This is a genomic window from Deinococcus radiopugnans ATCC 19172 (assembly GCF_006335125.1).
GTDB lineage: Bacteria > Deinococcota > Deinococci > Deinococcales > Deinococcaceae > Deinococcus > Deinococcus radiopugnans.
Genome location: NZ_VDMO01000007.1, coordinates 12,557 through 37,936, shown reverse-complemented (window position 1 = coordinate 37,936; position 25,380 = coordinate 12,557). Strand labels below are relative to the sequence as shown.

The window sequence follows — 25,380 nt, the reverse complement described above, 5'->3', positions numbered from 1 at the left end:
CCGTGCGGATACTGTTGATTACCCAATGGTTTGACCCAGAGCCGAGCTTCAAGGGCCTACTGTTCGCCCAGGAACTGCGCCGACAGGGCCATCAGGTCGAGGTGCTGACTGGGTTTCCCAACTATCCGGGGGGCAAGGTCTACCCCGGATACCGCGTTCGCCCTTTTCAACGCGAGATCATGGACGGTATTCCTATTCTTCGCGTCCCGCTGTATCCCAGCCATGACGGATCGGGGGTCAAACGCGCATTGAATTATCTGTCTTTCGCAGCGGCAGCCTCGATAGGTACGTTGTTCGTGAGTCGGCCAGATGTAGCTTATGTCTACCATCCGCCTGCCACCGTCAGCCTTCCGGCAATGGTTTTGCAGGCGCTAAGGCGTGTGCCATTTGTCTATGACATTCAGGATTTATGGCCCGACACCCTGGCAGCAACAGGCATGATGGAGAACGCCGCTGTTCTAAAGGGTGTGGGCGGCTGGATGAACCAGGTCTACAGACAGGCGGCGCACATTACAGTGCTTTCGGAAGGTTTTAAGGAACGGCTTCAGCAGCGCGGCGTGCCAGAAAACAAGCTAAGCGTCATTCCGAACTGGACGGACGAGGGCCAGATTGATCTGGCAGCACCAGACCCAGCCCGCGCCCGCGAATTGGGCTTTGAGGGCCGATTCAATGTGGTCTTCGCTGGAACGATGGGCAAGGCGCAGGCGCTGGATACGGTACTGGAAGCTGCCGAACTGTTGCAAATATCTCAGCCAACAGCCCGCTTTGTGATGATCGGCGGCGGTGTAGAAGTCGAAAGGCTCCAAGCGCAGACGCTGGAACGACAACTTTCAAACGTAGTCTTCTTGCCGCGCCGTCCGCCCTCGGAAATCGGCGAGATTCTGAACTTGGCAGACGCCCTGCTGGTTCACTTAAAAGACGACCCTCTGTTCTCCATTACCATTCCTTCCAAAACTCAGGCGTATCTGATGGTCGGCAAACCCATATTGATGGGCGTACGTGGCGACGCAGCCCAGATGGTTGAGGATGCAGGAGCCGGGTACGCCTTTGAGCCACAGCACCCGCAGACGCTGGCCGACGCCGTTGAGCGCCTGATTGGTATGACGGCGTCCGAGCGGGACCACATGGGTGTCAGTGGTCAGGCGTACTACTGGCAAAAGCTGTCGCTAGAAGTCGGGACAAATGAGTTTGTACGGGTTTTCGCCCAGGTGGCGACAAACAAACATTCAGATCGCTCCAGGCGCCTCCTTGACGTGATAGCAGCAGGTGGAGGTCTGCTTGTCCTAGGTATTCCGCTCGCGGGCCTGGCCTCGTTGGTTCGACTCAAACTGGGCTCCCCCGTCTTATTCAGCCAGCAGCGCCCCGGCCTGCACGGGAAGCCCTTCACCATGTACAAGTTCCGCACCATGCGCGAAGGGATAGACAGTCACGGCCAGCCCCTGCCCGACAGCGAACGCCTGACCCCTCTGGGCCGCTTTCTGCGAGCGTCTTCGCTGGATGAATTGCCCGAATTGTTTAACGTATTGCGCGGCGACATGAGCCTGGTGGGGCCACGCCCACTACTAATGGAATATCTGGACCGCTACACGCCCCAGCAATCGCGGCGGCACGAAGTCCGACCCGGCATCACCGGCTGGGCACAGATCAACGGGCGCAACGCTATTTCCTGGGAAGAAAAGTTCAGGCTGGACGTGTGGTATGTGGAGAACCGCAGTTTTGCGCTGGACATGAAAATCTTGTGGATGACGGTACAAAAGGTGTTCAAGCGCGACGGTATCAGCGCAGCAGGCGAGGCCACCATGCCCAAGTTCGAGGGACAAGGAGAGATGTAATGCAAGACATCGTGGTGTTCGGAACGGGCGGCTTTGGGCGGGAAGTCCATCAAATTATCGAAGACCTTCAGAAGCGCGGCGACGCACTAAATTTCCTTGGATTTCTGGACGGCGACGAAAGCCTGCATCAAACCCAAGTCCATGGTTTTCCCGTGCTGGGCGGCGTGGAGTGGCTGCGTGAGAATGAAAATGTGACCGTGGGCATGGGCGTGGGCAATCCGAAAGCCAAGCGCAAGATCATGGGACAAATCGCCGAGCTGGATGCGAAGTGCGCCACGCTGGTTCATCCGTTGGCCTGGGTAGGCAACCGCGTTGACTTGGGCGAAGGCACCATCGTCTGTGCAGGTGCCACGATCACCACTGATATTCGCCTGGACCGCGGCGTCATCATTAACATCAATTGCACGGTGGGTCATGACACCCATCTGCATGATTACGTTACGGTTGCGCCTGGAACAACCATTTCCGGCAATGTCGTTGTGGGCGAAGGAACTGACCTGGGAACCAACGGTGCGATTATTCAAGGCATAACCGTGGGAGAATGGTCAATTCTAGGAGCAGGCGCGGTGGTTAGCAAAGACTTACCAGCAAATGTTACCGCCGTAGGTATCCCCGCTAAGGTCATCAAGGAACGTCCCACAGGCTGGCATCAGGAGTAATGATGAGTCAACAAACCGTTCGCACCCTGGACCGCACCCTGGCTCCCTGGCCCGTCTTCGAACCCGACGAGATCGAAGCCGTCTCCGAAGTAATGCGCTCGGGCAAGGTCAATTATTGGACCGGCACCGAGGGCCGCGAGTTCGAGAAGGAATACGCCGCCGTGCTCGGCGTGCCATACGTAGTGGCCCTGCACAACGGAACGCAGGCACTGGAGCTGGCTCTGTACGCCCTGGGCGTGGGCGCGGGCGATGAGGTCATCACCACGCCGCGCACCTTTATCGCCTCGGCCAGCGCCGCTGTGATGCGCGGGGCGGTGCCTGTGATCGCCGAGGTTGACCGCGACAGCGGCAACATCACCGCCGAGACCATCCGCGCCGTGCTGACCCCGCGCACGCGGGCGATTATCGTGGTGCATTTGGCCGGGTGGCCCGCCGACATGGATCCAATCATGGCGCTAGCCCGCGAACACAACCTGTACGTGATCGAGGACTGCGCCCAGGCGCACGGCGCGAAGTACCACGGCCAGCATGTGGGCACCATTGGGCACATCGGGTGCTTCTCATTCTGCCAGGACAAGATCATGACCACCGGGGGCGAGGGCGGTCTGCTGGTCACGCACGACGAGGATCTGTGGCGTAAGGCCTGGGCTTTCAAGGACCACGGCAAGAGCTTTGACGCCGTGTACAACAAGGAACACCCGCTAGGCTTCCGCTGGCTGCACGAATCCTTTGGCACCAATTGGCGCATGCTGGAAGTGCAGGCCGCGATTGGCCGCCTGCAACTGCAGAAGCTGCCCGCCTGGACGCAGCAGCGCCAGCGCAACGCGGCGGTGCTAGCCGAACGCTTTTCGAAGCTGCCTGCTCTGCGCGTTCCCGTCGTTCCCGAAGGTTCCGAACACGCCCAGTACAAGTATTACGTGTACGTGCAGCCTGAACGTCTGCGCGCGGGCTGGAACCGGGACCGGATTATGGCCGAGATGGTGGCGCGCGGTGCACCGTGCTACACAGGCACCTGCTCCGAGATCTATCTGGAAAAAGCGTTCGTCGATGCCGGATTGGGACCAAAAGAGCGATTGCCCGTGGCCCGTGAGCTAGGCGAGACCTCACTAATGTTTCTGGTTCATCCCACTTTAAGCGAGGCAGATATGAACGCCATAGCGGATATAGTGGAAGAAGTGTTATTTCTTAGCACGATTGACTTTTAATAACGTGAACAGCTACCATTTTAAGCAGTATAATAAAATCGGAGTGATGATATGATTTCAAGCTTTGGCATCATAAGTGTATTCCGTCTAAAGCTCATAGGTAGATGGAAGTTGGATTCTTGGCTCTATATGCTAAAAACTAATCAAAATTAATATCTCTATGCCAATCAACAAATACTATGCAGGTGAATTTACATTACCTGTATCAAAACTCCTTCTTCTGTTGGTCATCGCTATATTTGGTCCATATATCACGAACAGCTTCCGCGTAGAGCATCTTATTCTATATCCAAGTGCACTTCTTGCTGCTATAGTAATAGTCTATGCCCGTCAATCTCGGCACCCGTCGCTACCGCTAATAGTGATCTGGCTTTTATCCGGCATTTTGCTATCAAGCATTCTTAGCACATTTTTTGGTCCCTATCCAGTAAGCTTTGGCCGTATATTAAGTCAAGCCGACAACTGGTTACAGCCTATTGCCGTGTCTGTAATTGCTTTAGCATGGGGTGCCAGATTGAGACTAGTTTTTGGTTGGCTTTTGGGCCTTCTGTGTTTGAATGCTTGTATTCAAATCTACCAAACAGTTACCAATAATTTTGCCATCATGTCAGCCTGGATCAGCGTGTCTGAAACCGGAGGCAGTACCGCCTACAATAGCTTCACCAATGGACGCTTTATGGGCGTTTTTAATCAACCGGTAGAGGCAGGGATTTCATTTACAATAGGGTTATTCCTATGGCTCTACTTATTATGGAATGGCAGAAAGGGTCTGTGGTTTTGGCTGGCCCTACCTCTTCTGCTTATAGGAGGAACGCTTACTGTATCGAAGATTTTTCTGGTTCTTGGCTTGCCTTTATTCCTGACCGCTGTATTCTGGGAACGTGTTGTCTCTGGATGGCGGCCCACCTGGTCAGGTCTGAGTCGTGGAGTGCTGCTTGTGGCAGTTATCATCACGGCTGGTGGACTAATTGGCACACGCTGGAGTGGGGCAGATTATGCAATACGCTTGCTAATGCCGAGTCAAAGCAGTGGCAGCTTATTTGAGCTCTATACCGCCTCACGTTTGGGTGATGACACTGGGCTGGCAATGTTGTTCAAGCAGGTGATACGAGATGAGCCATTTTCAGGCTACGGCTTCCGATCATTAGAGATATTGGACAACGGCTTTTTGGATGCCTATGCTCAAGGCGGTGTGCTAGCATTATTACTTTATATTGCTGTTCTGCTAACGATACTCGTCGTCGGCTTACGGAAAGGGAACACACCTGAAGGACGCTTATTGATATTGTTAGCTATCTTTGTGATTGCGGCATCGCTCGGCGCACCTGCCTTGACCGCCAATCGTGCATGTATAATTACATGGATTTTTTTATTCGGTTTGATCACTTCCCCTATCGAATCTAGGTCGATATGAGTATGAGCTTGATCAGGTTGCAGCTCATAGGACCACTCATCATATTAGTGACTATGATGCACTTACTTTCAGGCAAAAGTGAGAGTACACAAACGCTGACAGAATCCTCACACGATACTAGTATGGTCTGTTCTGACTCGCCTATCTTTAGTCCGATCTATAAAAACGAAGAGGGTTCGATATCGTCTGAGGACGATGGATTTAGCTTTAAGAGTACATCAGTTGTCCAAATTCAATTATGCTCAGCAGGCGTTTTAAGTATAACCGGCACACCCGATCTTGCAGGCAATGAACCGCCTCGATTGACCGTAAGTATTGGGACGGCAGCACCAATAGATTACGCTTTCTCCAGAGCTCGGACTATACATATTAAAATTCACGATGAAAGAGATGTATTTTTTGCTTTCTTGAATGATTACTATAGAAGTGATATACGGAAAGCCGTCTTAAGTGAAATTGACTTCGAAGGTTCTTCTTGTAAGGGTTTCCAGAATACTGAATTATCGAGAGAGAAAGGAGATAAATGGGACTCAAAAAATAGTATAGCCACCTTGATTAGCGCTGCACCACTGATCCCCTTTACGCTGGTGCCCTGTGGACCTGGAAAGATTTCTATGGTTGTGCAAGGCCACGAAGGCAAAGGCGTGTTGCCTGTACTGGCCATTTACCAAAACGGCATGGTGATTGCAAATATTGAAACAACTCAATATTTACGTCAAGTAAAGATGCTTGTTTCTGATGCACCAATCACAATTGTCATACGCAATCCATATGTTGGGACGCTGGCAGATCGAAATCTACACATTAGACACGTAGAGTTCATTCCTAATACAGCAGTTGATTATTGATTGACCGGCTACCGGAAAACCGATCCACCTGAGAATAACGCGTTTGGCGCCATTGAGCAGCTCCCAAAAACCTGCCCGGGTCAAGATGGAGCCTCCGACGGGCGTGAGCCGATCCCAAAAACCTGTCCGGGTCAGGATGGAGCCTCCGACGGGCGAAAGGTCGGTGCAATCCTGGCTCGAAACGCGCTGGGCGCGAGATTTTCCAGCGAGGAATGCGGCCTGAGGTCATTATAGTCGACCCTCCAATTTTCAATCTTCTCTGCCGCGTCGTCCAGCGACAGGAACCAGTGGGTGTTCAGGCACTCATCCCGGAAACTGCCATTGAACGATTCGATGAACGGATTGTCGGTCGGCCGTCCAGGACGCGAAAAATCCAGGGTCACCCCCTGCTGATAAGCCCAAAGGTCCAGGGCCTTGCTGATGAATTCACTGCCATTGTCTACCTGAATCCGGGCAGGCACCCCCCGGTGCCTGCTCACCTCCTGCACCACCTCCACGACGCGCTCTCCCTTGATGCTGAGGTCCACATGGACAGCCAGGCACTCTCGCGTCCAGGTGTCGATCAGCGTCAGCGCCCGAAACCGTTTCCCATTGAACAGCGCATCAGAGACGAAATCCATCGCCCACACCTCATTGGGCTGTTGCGCTGTCGGCTGCGCTGCACGACGTGCAGCGCTCACATGCCGTCTGGGACGCTGGATTCGCAAGTTCAGCCCGGCCAACTGGTACAGCCTGAAAAATCGCTTGTGATTGATGTGCCACCCTTCCCGTGCCATCAGCACGTGGATTCTGCAGGTGCCCTTACCGTACCCGGGTCTGGGCAATCTCGGTCATCCTTTTCTGGATGGGTTGTTCCTCTGGACGGGCCATGCCCTGATAGCGGTAGATGGTCCGCCACTCGTTCAGAACGGCGCAGGCGCGCCGTTCGCTCACCCGATAGCCCGTCCGCAGGTGATCGACCAAAACGCGGCGCTGGGCCGGCTTCAGAGCTTTTTTTGAATCACGTCCTGCAGCATGATTTTGTCCAGACTCAGATCGGCCACCAGCTGTTTGAGCTTGCGGTTTTCCTCTTCAAGCTGTCTGAGACGGCGTAACTCGCTGACTCCCAGGCCGCTGAATTTCTTCTTCCAGTTGAAGAACGTCGATTCTGCGATGCTCATCTTCCGGCAGACTTCGGCCACAGAGACGCCGGTTTCCGCTTGTTTGAGCGCGAAGGCAATCTGTTCTTCGGTGAATCGTTTTCCACGCATCGCGGGCCTCCTGGGGAACTTCCCCGATCATGCCAGAGGCTCCATTCTCATGTGGACAGCTTCTCCGGGTTCAGGTCAAGTCAGGTCAACGCCTCGTTTTGGGGACAGTCAAACTTCAACCATCGGTCAAGAGAAGATCGATAAACAGTAGAATCTACTCACAGATGAATTACAGAAAGAAAATCCTAACCTTGATGAGCGGAACAATCGTGGCACAATCAGTACCTCTAATTGTCACTCCCATTCTCACTCGTCTCTACAGTCCAAGTGAGTTTGGAACACTAGCCTTATTCATAAGTATTATAACCGTTTTCGGTTCTGTAATAAATTTACGTTATGAGACAGCGATTATGAATCCAATCGACGATGATGACGCTCTAAATGTGGCAGCAGGAGGCGTCGTTATTGCTCTCCTACTTTCTATTGCACTTGCCCTGCTCTTACTAGTTTCTTGGGAACAATTTTTGGAGCTACTTAATGCAACTAGTTTAAAGTGGTGGATATTTTTAGCTCCCCCAATAGTCTTTTTGATTGGGGTGTTTAACGTGCTAAATTTTTATAATACAAGATTAGAAAATTATCGAGCCATATCGGATGCGAATGCAATAAAAAGCATATCAGGTGCTGTTGTACAAGTAATTCTTGGCTTCTTAAATTTTGGTTCATTCGGCCTAATATTGGGTCAATTTACTATGCAGATTGTCTCAAGTCACACGCTTCTTAGTCACGCAGTTAAAAATCAAAATATAAAATCTATAACATTCAAACGCATCGTGGAGCAAATAACAAAATATAAAGATTTCGCTCTTTATCTAATGCCTGCTACTTTAGCGAATGTTTTAGGTTTCAACATCGTAAATATTCTGTTTTCATCTTTTTTTGGTGTAGCTTCATTAGGATTCTTAAGCATGACCACTCGATTGCTTGGGCTACCAACTCAAATCATCGGGAGCAGCGTCGGCCAAGTATTTTACCAAGAGGCAACTGTTGTTAAAAATGCAGGTAAAAACATAGTTGCAATTTTCTCATCTACCGTCAGACGGTTATTTATGATAGGAATAATTCCTTTCTCTATAATGTTTTTGTTGGCGCCGGTATTGTTTTCTCTTGTCTTCGGGAAAGAATGGTATATAGCGGGTATATACCTCAGAATTCTGTCGCCTATGATGTTTATCAGGTTTATTACTGCCCCGATTACTTTTGTGCCTAACATCGTTGAGAAACCGAAGCCCTATTTACTCTGGCAAATTGGTTTTATGATAACTTCAATAGCTTCTATACTAATAGCTTATTACTTAAATATGGGATCATTCTATGCAATCACTTTCTATGGAATGCAAGGAGTAATACAGTATGTGATTTTGCTCATACTTTGTTATCGACTTATCGTCGGAAATCTACATAAAACATAAGACAAAAATTGAGTAATTAAAAACATTGATAATATCATCTAGAAAATCTATTGAAGGATAGCTCAGCACCTGACACTTTGATGGGAATGGCGTCCAGGACGCCGTAAGGCAGTACAAAGGGCGGTCTCTCCGTTCGTCACAGACTGAGATACCGCCCTGCTTCATGCTGATATGCTGGCTGCCCATCTGAAAAGTCGACTCCCACACCGACGTCTTGACGCACTTCAGCGGCTGGCTGAAGTGCTCCCGGCCGTGATCCAAGTCGAATCCACTCTTCACCGGAAAATTGCACTGCATCTTCCCCGGGACGCCAATCTCGAATCCAAAACCCGCGTCATTGCGCGTGCCCTGCACGATGCGCAGTTCACGCCGCAAGACGTCCTACTTCCCCTGCTTCCCGAAGGCAAACTGACCCTGGTGATGGACCTCACGACCTGGCATTCCGGTCAGACCCCGATGAATCTTCTCATCCCGGGTGCCATTTTGGGTGGTGCGGTCATTCCGCTGGTGTGGCCGGTTCTCCCCCATCAAGGGAACAGTTGCACCGCCGCCCTCATCCTAGTCGCTCGACTGCTCAAGGTATTCCCCGCGAAGCGTTGGAGCGTGCTGATTGCGGACCGTGAGTTCATCGGACAGAAGTGGTGTGGATTCCTGCGTTGGAAACGCATTCGGTCCTGTTTGCGCATCCGGGAAAACACCCGCGTCGACGACGAGGCCGTTCGTGATCTGTTCAGCACCCTGAAGCCGGGTGAGATGCGGACGTTATTTGAGCACACGTGGGTGTATGGCGGTTGGATGAACGTGGTCATCACCCTGTCCCCTGCGGGGGACAGGGTGATCGTCGCCTCGGATTTACCTGTCCTGGACGTCCTGATCACCTATCGGCTCAGTTGGGGCATTGAGACAAGCCAAGCTGATTACCCCTATACATCGGTACCCTCCTTCAAGTGGTGCGAGTCAACGGCATTCGCCTGGTGAATCCAACGGTCATGTGCCAGTTCGCCCCGCGGTTTGGACCGTCTCATTTTCAGCCGGGCGAACTCCTGCTCGTCGGCCCAGATCCACCAGGTCGGGTCGCCGTCCTCACGACGCCCCTGAACCTGCCCCTGTCGCAACCAGTGGTACAGGGTGACGCTTGGCATGCCAAGCGTCACGGCCAGCCCCGGCAACCTCCACCATTCACCTCTGCGCTGCAGTCGCGCCGTCGCCACACGGGCGAGGCGCGAAAACGACAGCCCCAGATCACCCGCAAGCGAACCCACCATCTCTGCCTTCCACACCAGCGTCCGCTTGGCTGGTCGATACCCCAGGGCGTTGAGTTCGTCCGCGACCTGCTGCGCTGTCTGGCCCGCCGCGACTCCCTGCTGCACGGTGGCCGCCAGTTCTGAGTAGTAACTCAGCTGTTTGATGCGCGCTACGGGACGCGTCACGGTCCCAACCGTGGTGTGACCCCCACACCACTGGATCACGACGGAGACGCGTTCGTCCGCATGGTCGGATGACACGACCACCCGCTCGATCACGATGCGCATGATCTCCTTGCGCTCAACGGTCGTCGTTGTCGGGGCGAACCATAGGGCTGGCAGATCCTCTGCCAGCGCATTGATCTGTGCGATCTCCGCCTCCGATAGGGTGCCAGGACGGTGCTGGTGCACTCGGGCGTACTCTTCCTGCACGCTTCGCTGGGCCTCCAACGCCTGTTCCCACGCGCGTTCCAGGGAACGCGCCACCAGCCGGTGTTCTGGCTCCACTGCCTGATATTGCCGTGCAGCACGACTGACCTCGTACTCGGCCCGTTCCAGCTGATGTGCCCAATGCAGGCTGAGGGCGGTGCGCTCAGCCTGCACATGCTGCAGGGTTTCCAGAGACAGCGCCAGACTGGCTGGACTCAGGGCCTCCAGGACCTGGGACACCACCCACGCCTCGAGCGCCGTGCTCGCACAGTGGAAACATGTGCTCCCACCGTAGTTCCCCTGGTCGCGCGAGCAGTTGTAGGCGGCACGCGTCCCCTGATACCGCACCGACATGCGGTTTCCACAGTGCCCACAGACGATTAGACCACTCAGGAGTCCGGTGCCGCCGCGGGCCACACCCGCCTGACCCGCCACGTTCCGGTTGGCAGCCAACCGTGCCAGATGCGACTGGTACGCTTCCCAACTGATGTACGCCGGGACCTGGTCGCGAAGACAGACGTGCCACGCGTCCATCGGCATCACCACCCGGCCCGTGGCTGGACGGCCAGCCTGGAGTTTCCGGGCGTCGGTTTGCCGACGCCCATAGGCATAAACTCCCGCATAGATAGGATGGTGCAGCAGGTTCTGTAAGGTCATGCGGTTTGGACGCCGCCACTCGAGTCGCGCATCAGCGCGACTCTGACCACGCATGCCCAGCTTGACCTGATGGGCGACGAGATACCGCAGCACCGCATGAATGGTGCCGAGCTCGTCGAACTTGCGGAAAATCAGCGCGATGACGTGCTGGACCTGTTCATCCGGATCGAACTGCACCTGACCATCCGCCGCCCGGACGTACCCCGTCGGGAGTCGGGAGCGCAGTTCACCCCGGCGGGCTTTGCACAATTTGCCCTCGTGCAGGCGATTTTTCAGGACGTGGAGCTCCGCTTCACTCATGGTGCCCTTCAAGCCGAGAAGGAGGCGGTCGTTGTAGTCCATTGGATTGTACAGACCGTCCATGTCCGCGATCAGGGTGCGGAACAGGGCACAGACTTCGAGGAGGTGATGCCAGTCGCGATTGGACCGGGCCAGACGGCTCATGTCGATCCCCAGGATCAAGCCGACATGACCGAGGCTGACCTCGGTCACGAGGCGCTGGAAGCCGGGCCGTCCAGCAGCGGAGCTGCCGGACTTTCCGAGATCATCATCAATGACCACAATGCGGTCGGGCGTCCAGCCCAGAGACTCAGCGTACTCAACCAGGGCGTACTGCAGTCGGGTGGACTCCTGATGGCGCTGCAACTGGCCCAGCGTGGACTGCCGCACATAGACGATGGCCAGACCATCCAGATGACTGCGCTGGATCTTCTGGTGACTGAGGAGTTTACCGGTGACGGGGACGTTCACGAGACTTCACCTCCTGCGGAGGTGAGGTCTCCGGCGTCATCTGCCGCTCGACGAGCTGCGCGAGCAGCAGGAGCAGGCGACGCTGCTGGGCCTTCGGGAGATTCACCCAGAGGGCAGGCGGGGGGGGACAGCGGGGTCAGGCATGCAGCACCTTCCTGTAAAGCGCATTTCGCGCGTGAAATGAAGGCGACCAGGCGGATCAGGCCGTCAATCCCAATGATAGGCGGCGAACCCGGTACGGCTACAGGTGCATCCATGTTGGTGCGTCGAATCGGCATGTTCAGCGCTCAAGACCGGAGGGTTGGACCTGGAAGCGACGCACATGATGGCGGCAGACCGGATCTCCAGATTGTTGGGGTTGCTGTGCATTGCCCTGGCCTGGATGACCCGGGTAGGGGCTTAAGACCAGCAGAAAGCACCACCAAGACGCGACAATCGAGGGAGGCTGATGCTCAGTCTCTCTCAGCAGGGTTGGATGCAGCTCAGTCAGGCGGTGCGGTGGGGACTGGAAAAGGCCTGGGGCTACCTTCAGCTTCTTGAAACGCCATTCCCTACGACCAGAACGTCAGATCCCCAAAGTGTCAGGTGCTGAGGAGGAATAGTTAAAGTGCACTGCATACAGTCCGAAAGAAAGACCTCAAGCGTGGGATTAGCAGAGCAATGGCTGTTCCTTTGAGGCCGCCATACGTTTGCTTTCGACCTTCTTGTCGTTCGGCTGTCCTGGCGAGACAATCGCAAAGCACCCTGCGCCTCACCGTCGCCCCGTCCGCCATAGCAGCGCCGCGCCCGCCACCACGGCGATCAGGTCCGGGGCGTAGGCCGCCACCACGCCGGACACCGCCCCGTTCTCGCCCATCACCCGGAACACGCTCCAGGTGGCGTAATACGCAAACGTCAGCAGCAGCGCCCACACCAGTCCCAGGTCACGTCCGCTGCGGAAGGTGAAGACCGCCAGACTGACCGCGAAGAAGGCCAGCGCCAGGGCCGCCAGCGGCTCGGCGAACTTGCGGTGCAGCGCCGTGAAGTCGGCGGGCGAGCGCACGCCCTGCGCGCGGTACTGGGCGGTCTTGGCCCACAGCTCGCGCAGCGGCGTGTAGATCGGCTTCAGCTCGCCGCCGCCCGCGTCCAGATCGGCCTGCACGTCCTGCACCGGCAGGCTGCCAGTCTTGAAGGTCAGGATGGTCACCGGGCGCGCGTCCTGGTAGGTCACGCGCTGGCCGTCGCGCAGTTCCAGCACGTTGCTGCCCGGCGGCAGGCGGCCACTGGCGGCGGTAATGACCTCACGCGGGGGCTGGCCGCGCTGCATGGTCACGATCCGCAGGTCTTCCAGTTCCCCACCGGGGCCGATCTTCCCAACGCTGATGGCCCGGTCCAGGGCGTCGCGCAGCACGATGCTCTGGCCGTCGGCCGCCGCACCGTCCAGCCCGATCACGCGCGGGTTGTCGAAGACGATCTCCTGCTTGACCTTGCGCTCCTGCACCTTGGCGCGCGGCACCAGCCCCTCGCCCAGCGCGAAGGCCAGCACGGTCACGCCCAGGCCCAGCGCCAGCACCGGGCGCAGCAGCCGGGTGGCCGGAATCCCGGCGGCCAGCGCGCCCTTCAGCTCCGAATCGCTGCTCAGGCGCGATAGGCCCAGCAGCGTGGCGAACATCAGGGCGATGGGCAGCGCGCGGGCGGCGGCCTCCGGCACGTTCAGCGCCAGCACGCGGGCCACCAGCAGGGGGGCCGCCCCCTTGGCCAGCAGCGGCGCGATCACGTCCTGCAAGGCCGCCAGCACCAGCAGCACGATCACGGCGGCCAGCGCCCCCAGCAGGAGGGGGAGGATCTCGGCCAGGACGTAACGCTCGAACAGTTTCATGGCTGGGCCTCGGTCGATCTGGGGGGCTGCGGGGCGGAGGGGGCGCAAGACAACCCTGGGACGGCGGGAATACGGACCTTCCGCCCAGTCCACACCATTCCGCTCACCTCAACCTCCAGGCCAGCCCGCCCGCCAGCAGCAGGAAGGCCAGATTGGGCACCCAGGCAGCGAGCGTGGGGTTCAGCGCCCCCGCCCCGGCCAGCCCCGGCATGGTGGTCCACAGGATGTAGAAGCACACGATGAAGACCAGCACGGCGGCAAACGCCGCGGCGCGGTTGCGGATCAGCAGGCCCAGCATCCCGGCGGCCAGGGCGAACACCACCGGGGTGGCCGGGTCCGCGACGCGAGCGGCCAGCTGGAAGGTGTAGTCGCGCACGCCCTTGCGGCTCAGGGTGTCACTCAACAGCGCGGCGCGCAGCTCGGCGTTGCTGACCTGCTGGGCGGCGGGCGGCGGCGGGCGCAGGGTGTCGGTCTGCGGCACCACCACGTCGCCTTCCTCCTGCCGGGGATTCTGGCCGGGGCGGGTGATCCACGGGCTGTTCAGGGTCCAGGTCCGCTGGCCCGAGTCCCAGGTGCCGTACTGCGCCGTCAGGGTCTCGTCGCCGCGCTGCACCATCACGCCGCTCAGTTGCGCCACCGGGCTGCCGGCGCTGTCGGCGCTCACGCGGCCCGCGTAGTACAGCGCGCCGGGCGGGGCATAGATGTACTTCTCCTGCTGCGGGGGCGGCGGCGGCTGATCGTAGATGGTGTACCACGCGCGGTCCCAGTTGGCCAGCCCGGCCGGGACCAGCGTGCCCGCATTGAAGTACGCCACCACGCCCACCAGCGCGAACGGCAGCGCCAGCGGCCACACCAGGCTCAGCGGACGGATGCCGCTGGCCAGCACCGCCTTGAGCTCGTTGTCGCGCTGCATGCGCGAGAAGGCCAGCAGGATCGAGAACGGCACCGCCAGCACCAGCGTCTTGTTCAGGCTCTGCGGCAGGATCGACAGAAACGCGGCCAGCGCCTGCGTCACCGGCGGGTGGTACACCAGCAGTTTGCCCACGGTGCTGCTCAGGGCGTCGGTCATCAGCAGGGTCAGGAACAGCGCCACGCCCCCCAGATACCAGCGGGCGATCTCGCCGAGTACAGTTCGGGTCAGGATGGGCACGGGCGCGATTCTAGCGGTCCCGCATGAGGAAAAGGCGGCGGAATGCGGTTTTGCCGGGGGCAGTGGGTGGGGGAACAGAGCCTTTCGTTTGGCGGCGTTCCTGGCCTGCCCCCACGGTTTGCCCCCTCAGTCCGCTGCGCAGCCAGCTTCCCTCAAAGGGGGCCAAGAAAGCGCTGCTGGCCGAGCAATTCCGAGACTCTTGCCTCCCTTCTAAAGGGAGGTCCCCCCGAAGGGGCAGGGGTTATACGGACTCCGATGAATTCGTACCGAGAGGACACCAGTGGAACAGGGTGTGCTGCGTGATGGGATCGGGTTGGGTTTCCAGCCAGGCGCACCATTCTCCAAGCGCTTCCTGGAGTTCAGCGGGTGATTCAAAACAGCGGTTGGCCAGCGGCTCGTCCGTCAGGTTCCAGGCGCGTTCTCCCGGCTGCACTTCTGGCGAGTCAGGCGGCAGCGTCACCGTTTCCAGGCCAGGGGGATGGCCCTCCACCGGAGGGACATGAAATCCCGCGCCATCTTCAACGAGCAAAATGTGATGGTCTGGCCTCCCCCCGAGACTGGCCGCAAACGCGGCGGTCGTGGGTTGGTAGGCGCGTTTGGTGACCTCTGGCACCGGCCGGAACTGGCTGGCTCCGCTCTCAGGGCAGACGAAGGCATACAGATACAGCCATTCGTAGCGTGGCTGGACGGGCCGGGTGACCGGGTGCCGGGTCCAGGCGCGTCCAATAGGTCCGGTGGGCTGCACAACTTCATCGGGCGCGTCCAGCTTCAACAGTCCTGTGCAGCGGCGCCGGAGACTGCCCACATCGTCACGCCGTGATGCCAGACGCTGCTCAACTGATCTGCAGACTCTCCAGGCGGAGTCAGCGAGACCCAGTGCGCTGAACGGGCCGCGCTGAGCCGGGTGAACCCTGGTGAGGGTCACTGGACCGATCTGGTCGCAGGACCACACGGCCCCCCGAAAACCGGCCCAGCTCAAGGGACAGTCCCTAATGCGCGCCCCCCCGCCCCCCGCCGAGGTTCGAACCCTCAAAAGCCGCGAGGTGCCCGCGAATCACGCGCTCGAAAGACAGCGGCGTGGGCAGGGTGGTGCCCCCGCCGTGGCCCCCGTGTCCACTGCTCAGGCGGCCCAGCAGTCCGGCCAGCTGGTCAGGATCGTCGCCCGGCTGCGTGAGCAGCACGCTGAGCTCCAGCGGGCGCGGCCCGGCAGCGGGCCTGGCTGGGCTGGAGGCAGGCAGAACGCCCCGGCCCGCGTTCGCCTCACCGTGCTGCCCCCCCTCGCGCCTGCCCGTGCAGGACGGCCCGCTGTCAACAGACAGGTAGGTGGGGATCCGGCACCCCTGAACCCGCAGCAGCCTGGGGCCCGCCCTGGTGGGCCCACAGGTTTGCGCCGGCTCGCCAGCGTGGGTTGCCTGGCCGGGCAGGGCGGCGCCACAGCCAGGCCCGCCGAGGATCACCTGCGGGGCATTGTCCTGGCGGACGCGCACCAGCCGCAGACCGGCGCGCTGCCACAGCACCTTCATGTTGCGGTGGTCCAGCGCACCGAAGGTGATGTTTTCCACGTCAATGCGCTTGTCGGCCAGCCAGGGCCACAGGTTCACCGCGTGGGTGCTGTCGATGATCACCAGCGGCGATTCGCCCCCGGCTATCTCGCCCTCAATCGTCTGATCGACGAAGCGCTGGTACTGCGCCTGACGCTGGCGCGGGTGCACGTCGCTGTTCAGTGTCACCGGGCTGGCCCCGGCCAACCGCGTCAGGATCTGGCGCGGCGACTCCCACGGGGTCAGCTGCAGGTTGTGCGGCGCGGTACGGTCCTCGTAGGCGAGGCGGGCCTCAGTCCGGGCCGTGCGCGTGCAGAGCCGGAACGCCAGCGCCACGAAGTGACGCCCGAACTGGCCGCTGTCGCGCTGGATGGCGGTGAAGCCCAGGACCACCCTGGGAGCGTCACCCGGCAGTGAAGGCCCAGGCACACCATCCAGCGAATCCAGCGCGCCGTGCTGTCCCCGGGTCAGGTGCGTCCAGGCGTGGCACAGCCGTCGGTGGAATTCCCCGGCGGGATCAACCGCCCCGGTGTCCAATGGCAGCAGGTGCTCGCCCGGCAACTGGGCCTGACGGATCAGGGCCTGCAGCGCGGCGCTCCGGTGGGCCTGGGGGTCAGCCCCAGTCCTGCCGCCAGACGCCTGGTCCCCGTGCGGCGCGATCAGCAGCACGCCGAGCACACCCTGCTCAATGTCGATCTCCCGGATGGCCTGGACGGTGTCCTGCCACGCCACACCATGAACGCCCGCCAGCAGCGGGAGGGTGGCGACGGTGACCCGGTCACCGGTGGACCCCTCGATGGTGGCGCGGGCCAGCGCCGCCTCGGCCCCGCACGATGGGTGGTGGACGATGATCAGCACGTCGCTGGCGAGGTCCGGCTGCCCGGCCATACCCGGGGTGCGGGCCCGCCTGGGCAAGATGTCTTGACCAGCGTCCTGGTCCAGGGCAGTGAAGGCGGTGCCGGTCGGTGCGCCGCAGGCCTTGATCTCGCTGACGCCAGTCCACGCCTCCAGGCCCAACGGCGCGAGCAGGCGGGCCACGTTCCGCATGGCCTCGGCCCTGTCGCGCTCGGACACGCGGGTGAGCACGCGCTGGCCGCCACGGGTGTGCCGGTGGAGCACCACCTCGGCGCGGCCACTGCGCTGAGCTGCCAGGTCGGCGGCACTGACTGTCTCGTCCAGCCCGTAGGCGCGCGCCAGTTCCCCGTATTCGCTGTCGACCCTCTGGGGGCTGGCCCCGGCGCTGATGGTCCAGGGGTGGGCGGACTGGCCCAGGACGTAGCCGGTGAGGTTGCCCCGCCGCTGATCAGGCGCCCGGGGGGTGACCCAGTGCTTCCGGTACAGGTCCAGGGCGATCAGCGGCTGGGGATAGCTGGGCAGGCTGCGGATGCGGATGCACACCACCAGGCTGGACGCCTGCCCCTCCCCCTCGCGGACCGGGGCACCGATGAGTTCGGCCTGGCCCTGGGTGTGACGGGGAATGACGCGGCGCATGGCCCCGTTGCCAGGCAGGATTTCCTGGCCGTGCAGCACCTGGGCCAAGGCGTCGGGCAGCGCCTGGTACGACAGGAAATGATGGCCAGGCTGGGTCGTTCCGTTCGGATGTTGGCTCCAGGCGTAAACCTTGCCGGGCAGGGTCTGGACGTCAAACAGCGCTTTCCTGTCGAGGAGGTCCTGGAGGTCTTGCACCGCTTCCCGCACAGCCGCGCGCTTGGCCTTCTGCGAGTCGATCCCGGCCAGGGCGCCGGTGATCCAGGCCTGCGTCATGGCCATGCCCCCGGCCAGCAGGTGGTCCCGGTCAGGCTCGGTGGACCAGGCCAGTTCCCTCCGCTGGTCACTGTTGGCGGTGCCCAGCTGGTCAGACAGCCGCTGCAGGCCCGGAATGTGGCATTCGGCCAGAGCGCGGAGCGAGCGCATGGGCAGGGCACCTGGCCGGGACAGCACCTTCAGCCGGCCCAGCGCCTCAGCGGCGTCCGACTGCCAGCTCAGAACGTGCAGCGAGGGGGCGCGCAGCGTGACGCCCACGGACGGCACGAAGCACTGCGGCATGTTCTGCTGGGGTTTTTCCCAGGTCAGGGTGGACGGCCCGGATGTGGGGGCGGGCGGTGCCCCGCACACGTCGGGTGCCGCGCCAGTTTCCGTGGCCGCCTGCGAGCATGACTGGGCGGTGGTGGTGGAAGTCAGGGGGTTAGCCATGGCATTCAGCCTGGCACCCCCCCCTTTTGCGGTTTTTCCTGTGAACTCCTCTCCAGAGGTCAACCCTCCAGACCCACCCGCACGCGCGAATGCCGTTTCCAAAGTGGGGGTGGGCCTGCTGGACGCCCTGAATCCACACTGGAGGCGGGATATGGCGGGCGGTGACTGCCCACGGCGCGTCTGTTTCCCGGAGCGGCCCCCTGCACAGGGTTTTTGCCGCGTCGCCGGCCGCTGTTGACGCAGTGGATGGCACAGTGGACGGCGCAGTCAACCCAGCCGCGCGGCTTTGAACACGGCCCGGGCCACCCCTGCGTTGGTGACACGGCTGGCGCGCCTCAACCCTGCATCGCCCTCAAGGCTGCCCTGCCGGACACTCCACGCAGCAGGGACCACGCCACCGAAAAAGAGGGGGGCGGCGCTTGATCAGGGCAAGTGCGCGCGGCTCTTGTCGCCGCCGCCACGCGTCCAGGCAGAACCGCTCGGCAGCGTCATGCACCCGCGGACCCTCGTGGCCCCCCAGGCTGCCCGGTCTGGGCGCGTACCATCCAGGTGTCGCCGACATCGCCCGGCGCCCCCCCCCGGCTCAGGCGGCGCCCGCTCGCCTCGGGGGCGGCCTGAACCTCGCCGCTTTCCTGGATCAGCTGTGTTCAGGGCGGGGCATGCGGCCGCCCGGACCACACCGCGCCGTCCCTGGCCCCGGCGCAGCTGCTGACGGGCCCGCCGTCATCCCGGCCGCACGGGGCGTCCAGATCCCCCAGACCGTCCAGGGCGCGCGCAGGGGACCGGCCCGCAACCCGTTTCCGGGGTCTTCAGCGGTACCGGACACCCAGGGGGTCTCGGCCACGGTTTCGCCTTCCCGGTCGGCTTGCCGGGTGACGACCACACGGCCCTCTTCGAGGCGGCGGGCCGCCAGGTGTTCGGTGTGCGGCCGTTGACCGACGGGCCGCGGCCAGAACAGCGGGCTGACCTCGGCCAGCAGGGCAGCCATCAGCCGCAGCGTCTGCGGGGCGCGCGTGGGCGGGGCGAGGCGGTTCAGGACCGCGCGTCCCCAGGGGGCGGGCCCGGTCAGGCCGTCCACCGCCACCGGACACCTGGGCGGTGCTCAGCCTTCCAGTGCGCCGGACCGCTGTTCCCCGGCGGCGATCAACACGTCTTGACCCAGGGGGCCCCCAGGACGCGGCGACGCCACGCGGGTCAGCTCCTGTGCCAGTTGTTCCAGGACCTCAACGATCGTGTCTGAGGCGACGGCCTGCGACAGGCGGCGGCCCCACGCCTGCGGATCCTCGTGTCCGCCGTCGAGGCGCTGGCGCAGCGCCTGCTGATGCGGCTCCTTCAGGGTGCCCTTGCCCAGAGCCCGCACCAGCCGGATCACGTCCGCACTGTCGTAGACGACGTCCGGCTCTGCCAGTGGCGTGACCGCGCTCGGCGGTGCCACCGGGGCAGGAACCACCGGCGCCACCAGCGCGCCGTAACGGTCCGGATCGTCCAGCACGTTGCACAGCAGGCCGGTCCAGTTCTTGACCTGTCCACCCCGGTCTTCCATGTCCGCGCGGACCTCGCGCGCGCGGTTCAGGCACCGCCGCACGCCCGCCGCGCCGTGCCGCCGCACGAAGGTGGTGGCCCGGGACCGCGACACCCGCTCGCCGCACAGCAGCGCCACCGATTCGGCGTCGGGGCCGGCGTCGGCGATCTCAAGCCGCGCGCGCCGCCCCTGCCCCCTGATTTCGGCGCGGCTGATGTATCCGGCGCTGCGCAGGTCCTCCACCATGGCCAGCAGCGCGCGGCGGGCGTTGTCCGGCCGGCCGGACAGCCCCAGCAGCTCGCACAGCCCCAGAAGCGGCAGGCTGAGCGCCCCGGTCTGGCCCTGACCCGGCAGCTGTTGCAGCGTGTCCAGCACGCCGTACAACGCCAGCGCGCTGCTGGGAATCTCAGGCCGGAAGGTGGGCGCGGGGTTCGCCCGGACCCGCAGCACCTGGGCCAGCATCTCCGGCGAGACCTCGATCTGCAACTCGCCGCCCGGCAGGCGGAAGGCCGGCATCACCAGGCGGAATGCGCCGGGCAGGCCCAGGGCGGCCGGGGCCTGCTGGACCGTGTAGGTGACGGCTGCCAGACGATCCAGCGCGGCGAACAGGGCCTCGTGCTGGCGGCCGCCGTACCCCAGCCCGGCCGCCTGGAGCAACGCGGGCACGGTCAGGCGCACCTCGCCGGTCTCGGTGACCTGCTGGATCAGGGCCAGCAGGACGCGCAGGTCCGCGCCATACGGCAGCGCCGTGGCGCTGCGGGCGGTGTAGGCGAGCGCCACTGTGCCGAGCAGGACGTCCACCGAGCGGGTGGTGTCGGTGCTGGACCGCGCCGCGCTGACGAGGGCCAGGAGGAAGAGGGGAGCCATGGGATCAACCTGCATGTCTGCATCCTGGCAGGGGGGGGTTGGGCGATTTTTTGGCCTGCCGGTTGGCCTTTGGTGTGTGTTCTTCTTTAAAGAAAAAACAACACCAACACACAAGAGCCGGGGCCGGCAGGGCAGAAACGCCGTGCCTGACGCGGGGAGGGCCGCCGGAATCCCTCAACCGAGACGGGTTTCCCCTCACTGTTCAAGGTGCATCCCCTCAGATCAGACATGGTGGCCCTCAGCCGCGACAACCCCCTCACCCCACCCCCTCAAAGGCGACAGATCCTGGAAATGGGCGGCTGGTGCGGGCCGGGGGGTCTTTCCACTGCGCCGAGACAGGCGGACACCCTCAGCCGAGACGCGCGCGGCCTGAGCGGCAGACCAGCCACCCTGGTTCTGCCGGGATCCAGGCCAAAGGCGTGGCGCAGGAGTCAGGGGCGTGAAGACGTCCCATCAAGCCGCTCCCCTCCGTGCCGCGCCACGTCTCACCCTGCGGGCCCTGACCTGGCAGATGACGCCTGCGGAAGGCACCAGACCGCGCCTGGACCAGCTGAAGGTTTCTGAACTTGTCCGTGGCCGAAAACGAATTCGGCTGCCCTGCCAGCGGCCAGGTGCCCCACCCCAGCCCCGAGGGCAAACGGGTCTGGCACCGGCTGACCGCCCTGGCCCTGACCGGCGTTCACCTCCGAAGAAGCGTCATGGCCCAGGCACGGGCGGCGAATCGATCTCGTGTCTGGGGTGGATCCGGCAGGACGCGTGACCGACATCTCGCGTCACGGCCAGGACAGTCAGCTGCGGCGGGTGACCGGGCACGCGGTCCTGGATAGACGCCCCGCCGCCGCCAGGACGGTCAGCTGTACGGCTGCGGCGGGTGACCCGTGGGTCATGGCCGGACCCGGCCCACACCCAGACGGCGCAGCAGGCGAATGCGGCGTTGCACCACGCGCAAACGGTGGACGCCGCCGCCGTCAACCACGCGCTCCGCAGGCCACCTGGCGCCCAGGGCCAACGCGCCGGGTCCGGGTGCTGGGCTGAGCGCCGCTCCGCCGGAACCGGTCTTCCCACCTGGCCCCCGCAAGACGCCTTGCTCCCGGGTGTGCCGTGGTTTTCCCGGGGGCGGCCTCTTCTCCAGTCCTGGAGGGTCTGGTTCTCGCTGCGCTGAAATTTGCGGCCAACCCCCCTGTGCCAGTCTTTGGTTCGGGGGCAACGTTGGACTGACCCCAGGAGGCACAGATGAAGAAGGAGCTGTTCACGCCCACCCTGCCCGGGCACCGTCCGCCGACCCTGGCTCTGGCCGGCACGTTGATGGCCCAGGCCAGCGCGCCGCCGGCACAGCTGCTGACGCTGGACCCCGCTGCGTCCACCCGCCGCGAGGACCTGGCCGTGTTTGACCTGGGCGGCGGCCAGTACGCGGTGACCCGCCAGCCGGTGGCCGATGGGGGCAGGCGGGCGGGCCCCCGGACCATCCAGGTGTGCGCGGACCGCTGCGAATTGCAGAGGGTCTTGAGCGATGGTCCCGTTGAGCGCGGCCTGTTGCACCTGGCGCTGGGCGACTGGGACTGGAACCGCTGCCTCTCCACGGGGGACCGGCTCGATCTGAACACCGAGGATATCGCGTGCTACGTGTGGGCGTCCGTCTGCCACGGTCAGCCGCTGCCGCGCATAGAACTCCTGTTGACCGAGGAGGTGACGTGGAATGAGGTGATGGACACCGCTTCGCCAGGGGATTTCGCGTCGACGTCGGCACTGGGCGCCTTCTTTGACAAGGTCTGCAAGGACGTGGTGGATCAGGCTGGCGGCAGTTGCGGGTATGGCTCCGAGGAAGACGTGCAGGAGGGGTGGGAGTACGGCGCAGAATTGAATTGGCTGATGGACCAAGAGGAGCAGGACAAGCGCATCTGGGTGCGCTGGCAGGAGGCGCGGATTCTGGACCTGATCCGGACCATGGCGCTGAGCCCACAGGCCGCTCGCTAGCGGTTCCCAGCCCCCCGTGCATTCAGGAGCAACGTGAAACAGGGGAGGCCAGTCCGTGCCACGCGCGGAGGGTTGACGCCTCAGCCCCCAGGCCAGCGGGACGCCCGCCGCGCGGCTGACTGAGCGGCACTGCGCCCACCGCCGTTTGCCTGGACACGCGGGGGGCCGCCAGTGATCCGGAAGACGCGGGCTCAACGCCGGCCTTCACCTGCTGAACGGCAGAAGAAAGGGGAGGGAAAGTCCAGGCCTGGGCCGACGACATCAAGGCGTCATCCACCCAGGGGTCGGGGCATCCTCTCGAGGCGACGTCACGGGGTGGTTCAGGGCTGACGCAACGCTCCCGTCTCAGCAACAGTGGGCCACGGGGCCAGCAGATCACGGGTGACCTGCGAGAGAATGCGTCTGTCTCCCACGGCAACCGGGCGGCGCGGTCAGGAAGCGCCCGTCGGTGGTCACCCGCAGGCACATCCGCTTTGCTCACGTCGCCGTTCGGCCAGGCGCGTTGGGCCGGAATCTGGCGCAGGCCCTCCACCGACACGGCGCTCAGTCTCTGGCCTGAGTGCTTTTGCGTTGGTGGCCGACCGCGGCCAAAGACCGTTCAAGGGGGTGGTGCAAGGATCAGCTTATGCGAACTCCCCCGAGCTCCAGCACCACCGCCGCCCTGCCGGCCCTGCGCGCCGCCCTCAAGATGCTGCCCGGCGTGGACCGGGTGGCGATGTCCCGCAGCGGCACGCTGGCTTTCTTGCACGTCAATGTCGCCGGATGCCGCGTCCTCGCCGCCGCCGCCTACCCCGTGGCTGGTGTCGTCGTCCCGCTGGCGGCGGTGCCAGACCACTCTCCGTTGACCGAAGCGGTGTGCGGCGCTGCCCACGCCCATCATCTGACCATCCTTCACGGCGTGCGGGACCGCCTGTACTTCAGTGACAGACCGTCGGTTCTGAGCCTGTTTTTACCCGACGAGGCCCAGTTCATCCGCGAAGCCGAGCTTGCCGTGGCCCAGTTCATCCGGGCGGGCGGGCCCGTTGCGCCCGCCATGGCTTTGAAGATGGCTCAGGCGGAACGGTGGCTCGTCGATTTGGCCGGCATGAAGTTGCGCACCGGCGTGGCGCTGCTCACCGGCGCGCCGCTGGACCTGCGCACCCTGGATTTTCCACTGGTCGACGCTGAGGTCATCCAGCGTCGGTCCCTGGAGGGAATCATCTAGCGCCCAGAAAAGCTGAAGAACCCCCATTCCAATGAGAAATGAGACTGGACGGGGGTAAGGGCCAGGCCTGACGTACTGCCCGGGCCCAGAATCAACGCCTCACGTTCAGTGACCGCCCGCGTGCGCCGTCTTCCTCATCAGAACAGTCCTAGAGATCTCCTCTCCAACTTTGCCGTAGAAAAGGCTGTTCCAGACGGGTTGGATCGCCCACTTTGTGTGCCGACTTTCCGTTGATGGTCTCATGGGCCCCCGCCTTCCCCCAAGCCCTACCCGGACGCGCCTCTTCCGGACCTGTACAGGTGGCGGAGTGACCTGCGCCACAACACCGGGTGCACTCTTTCGCGGCCGGTCCAATGCCGCGTGGTCCTGTCCGCCTGCCACGCTGCTGGGCCAGGCCGGCCCCCCCATCCTGAACTGGGGACGAGGCCTGGCTCCAGACGCTGCGGAGGTTGCCAGAGGGGGCGGCCGTGGCGGGTGGTGCCGGCGAGGATGACCCGGCGTGACCCCCTATGTGCGGTGCCCGCTCCTGTCTGAGGAACTGTGGACCGGACCGGCGCTCACCTGCCCACCCCCAGAGCGGTGAATGACCCCGCCCGGTCAACACGCAGGATGGCAGCTGCCCAGGTCCTGAGGCCAGTTGCAGGATCGGCGATGTTCAGCGTGCCGTGGGCCAGCCAGCCCAGGTGACTCCACTGTCCGCTCTCGCTGCGCGCCGAGCCGCCCCCTCCCTCCGCGACCAGCGCAGCAAGCGAGATCCCGTTGGCCGCAATGCCCCAGGATGCGCGCTCCCGGTCAAGCATGACGGTCATGGCGTCGGGCGTCGGACCGGGGAACCGCAGTGCCGGCGCTGAAGGTGACCTTGCCGTTCCTGCCGCGCACCTTGATGCGTGGTCTGATGGCGTACGGAACCGCACGTGCAGTGTGTTCACCCTTTCAGGCGGTCTTTGTTCAGACCAGGCGGCCTCAGGAGGGTCCCGCCCCCGTCCGTCCCCTACTTCCCCGGCCTGCGCCGTCTCGGTCCGTTTCAGGGACTTGTGTCCGTGCCACTGCCGCCCACTGGCAGCGGGTCACGTCGTCGGCCATGAGGTTCAGAATCTCGCCGTGCGCCCTTCTCAGGTCAGCGAGGTCCAGCTGGGCGCGCGGGCGGGCGCTCCCCCAGCGCCCCTTCCAGCTGACCCTCGGACCCCACCACCTGTGGCCGTCACCGCCTGCGGGTCCTGGGGAGACCGGTCCCCACGCCGCTGACGGCCGATGGCGTCCCCGCCACCGAGCCGCCGGTAAAGCGCCAGGTGTTTGCTGGACTGAACCGCGGCGGGATCGCGCGCGCAGCCAGTCCGGCGGCGTGCTGGTGTGGGCCAGCAGGGTGCCGGT

15 protein-coding genes and 2 pseudogenes are annotated in these 25,380 nt (G+C 62.4%); 9 read left to right on the top strand and 8 right to left on the bottom strand.

The window, feature by feature from the left end; all coding sequences use genetic code 11:
- Positions 1 to 2: 2 nt before the first annotated feature.
- From FHR04_RS21585 to FHR04_RS07700, 5 genes are all read left to right on the top strand, one after another.
- Complete coding sequence (locus FHR04_RS21585) at positions 3 to 1,832, top strand: sugar transferase (protein ID WP_276341359.1); 1,830 nt, start codon at positions 3 to 5, stop codon at positions 1,830 to 1,832.
- On the top strand, positions 1,832 to 2,491 hold the full coding sequence (locus tag FHR04_RS07715; RefSeq protein WP_139402209.1) for an acetyltransferase: 660 nt from the start codon (positions 1,832 to 1,834) through the stop codon (positions 2,489 to 2,491). The genes FHR04_RS21585 and FHR04_RS07715 overlap by 1 nt, the downstream gene beginning before the upstream one ends.
- Positions 2,492 to 2,493: 2 nt before the next feature.
- Positions 2,494 to 3,696 carry a DegT/DnrJ/EryC1/StrS family aminotransferase gene (locus FHR04_RS07710; RefSeq protein ID WP_139402207.1) on the top strand — a complete coding sequence of 401 codons (1,203 nt, stop codon included), beginning with the start codon at positions 2,494 to 2,496 and terminating at the stop codon, positions 3,694 to 3,696.
- 160 nt (positions 3,697 to 3,856) lie between these two features.
- The gene (locus FHR04_RS07705) at positions 3,857 to 5,110 is read left to right on the top strand and encodes a hypothetical protein (protein ID WP_139402205.1); all 1,254 of its coding nucleotides are present in this window, start codon (positions 3,857 to 3,859) and stop codon (positions 5,108 to 5,110) included.
- A 53-nt stretch (positions 5,111 to 5,163) separates the two neighbouring features.
- Positions 5,164 to 5,958 carry a hypothetical protein gene (locus FHR04_RS07700; RefSeq protein WP_139402203.1) on the top strand — a complete coding sequence of 265 codons (795 nt, stop codon included), beginning with the start codon at positions 5,164 to 5,166 and terminating at the stop codon, positions 5,956 to 5,958.
- A gap of 131 nt (positions 5,959 to 6,089) precedes the next feature.
- On the opposite strand, the pseudogene FHR04_RS07695 reads toward FHR04_RS07700, so the two are convergent.
- A pseudogene (locus FHR04_RS07695) lies at positions 6,090 to 7,208 on the bottom strand (IS3 family transposase).
- A gap of 164 nt (positions 7,209 to 7,372) precedes the next feature.
- Here FHR04_RS07695 and FHR04_RS07690 point away from each other — a divergent pair.
- On the top strand, positions 7,373 to 8,620 hold the full coding sequence (locus FHR04_RS07690; protein WP_170213892.1) for a lipopolysaccharide biosynthesis protein: 1,248 nt from the start codon (positions 7,373 to 7,375) through the stop codon (positions 8,618 to 8,620).
- 171 nt (positions 8,621 to 8,791) lie between these two features.
- Positions 8,792 to 9,529: pseudogene (locus tag FHR04_RS07685) on the top strand (transposase family protein); the annotation flags it as partial.
- 14 nt (positions 9,530 to 9,543) lie between these two features.
- On the opposite strand, the gene FHR04_RS07680 reads toward FHR04_RS07685, so the two are convergent.
- From FHR04_RS07680 to FHR04_RS07655, 6 genes are all read right to left on the bottom strand, one after another.
- Positions 9,544 to 11,700 (bottom strand): recombinase family protein, encoded by a 2,157-nt coding sequence (locus tag FHR04_RS07680; RefSeq protein WP_211344179.1) that lies wholly within the window; start codon positions 11,698 to 11,700, stop codon positions 9,544 to 9,546.
- A 751-nt stretch (positions 11,701 to 12,451) separates the two neighbouring features.
- Positions 12,452 to 13,558: an LptF/LptG family permease gene (locus FHR04_RS07675; RefSeq protein ID WP_139402199.1), complete on the bottom strand. Its 1,107-nt coding sequence runs from the start codon at positions 13,556 to 13,558 to the stop codon at positions 12,452 to 12,454.
- Between the two features lie 103 nt (positions 13,559 to 13,661).
- Positions 13,662 to 14,708 carry an LptF/LptG family permease gene (locus FHR04_RS07670; RefSeq protein ID WP_139402197.1) on the bottom strand — a complete coding sequence of 349 codons (1,047 nt, stop codon included), beginning with the start codon at positions 14,706 to 14,708 and terminating at the stop codon, positions 13,662 to 13,664.
- 241 nt (positions 14,709 to 14,949) lie between these two features.
- Positions 14,950 to 15,480 carry a hypothetical protein gene (locus FHR04_RS07665; RefSeq protein WP_139402195.1) on the bottom strand — a complete coding sequence of 177 codons (531 nt, stop codon included), beginning with the start codon at positions 15,478 to 15,480 and terminating at the stop codon, positions 14,950 to 14,952.
- 217 nt (positions 15,481 to 15,697) lie between these two features.
- Positions 15,698 to 18,442: an RNaseH domain-containing protein gene (locus tag FHR04_RS07660; protein ID WP_139402193.1), complete on the bottom strand. Its 2,745-nt coding sequence runs from the start codon at positions 18,440 to 18,442 to the stop codon at positions 15,698 to 15,700.
- A 1,102-nt stretch (positions 18,443 to 19,544) separates the two neighbouring features.
- Entirely contained in the window at positions 19,545 to 20,831 is a 1,287-nt protein-coding gene (locus tag FHR04_RS07655) for a hypothetical protein (RefSeq protein ID WP_139402191.1), read from the bottom strand.
- 1,233 nt (positions 20,832 to 22,064) lie between these two features.
- Here FHR04_RS07655 and FHR04_RS07650 point away from each other — a divergent pair.
- Together FHR04_RS07650 and FHR04_RS07645 are read left to right on the top strand one after the other, a co-directional pair.
- Positions 22,065 to 22,805, top strand: a complete 741-nt coding sequence (locus tag FHR04_RS07650; RefSeq protein ID WP_139402189.1) for a hypothetical protein — start codon at positions 22,065 to 22,067, stop codon at positions 22,803 to 22,805.
- A 625-nt stretch (positions 22,806 to 23,430) separates the two neighbouring features.
- A complete protein-coding gene (locus tag FHR04_RS07645; RefSeq protein ID WP_139402187.1) occupies positions 23,431 to 24,009 on the top strand; it encodes a hypothetical protein in 579 nt (192 codons plus the stop codon).
- 557 nt (positions 24,010 to 24,566) lie between these two features.
- On the opposite strand, the gene FHR04_RS07640 is transcribed toward FHR04_RS07645, so the two are convergent.
- Positions 24,567 to 24,818, bottom strand: coding sequence for a hypothetical protein (locus tag FHR04_RS07640; protein WP_139402185.1), 252 nt, complete (start codon positions 24,816 to 24,818; stop codon positions 24,567 to 24,569).
- Positions 24,819 to 25,380: the final 562 nt, after the last annotated feature.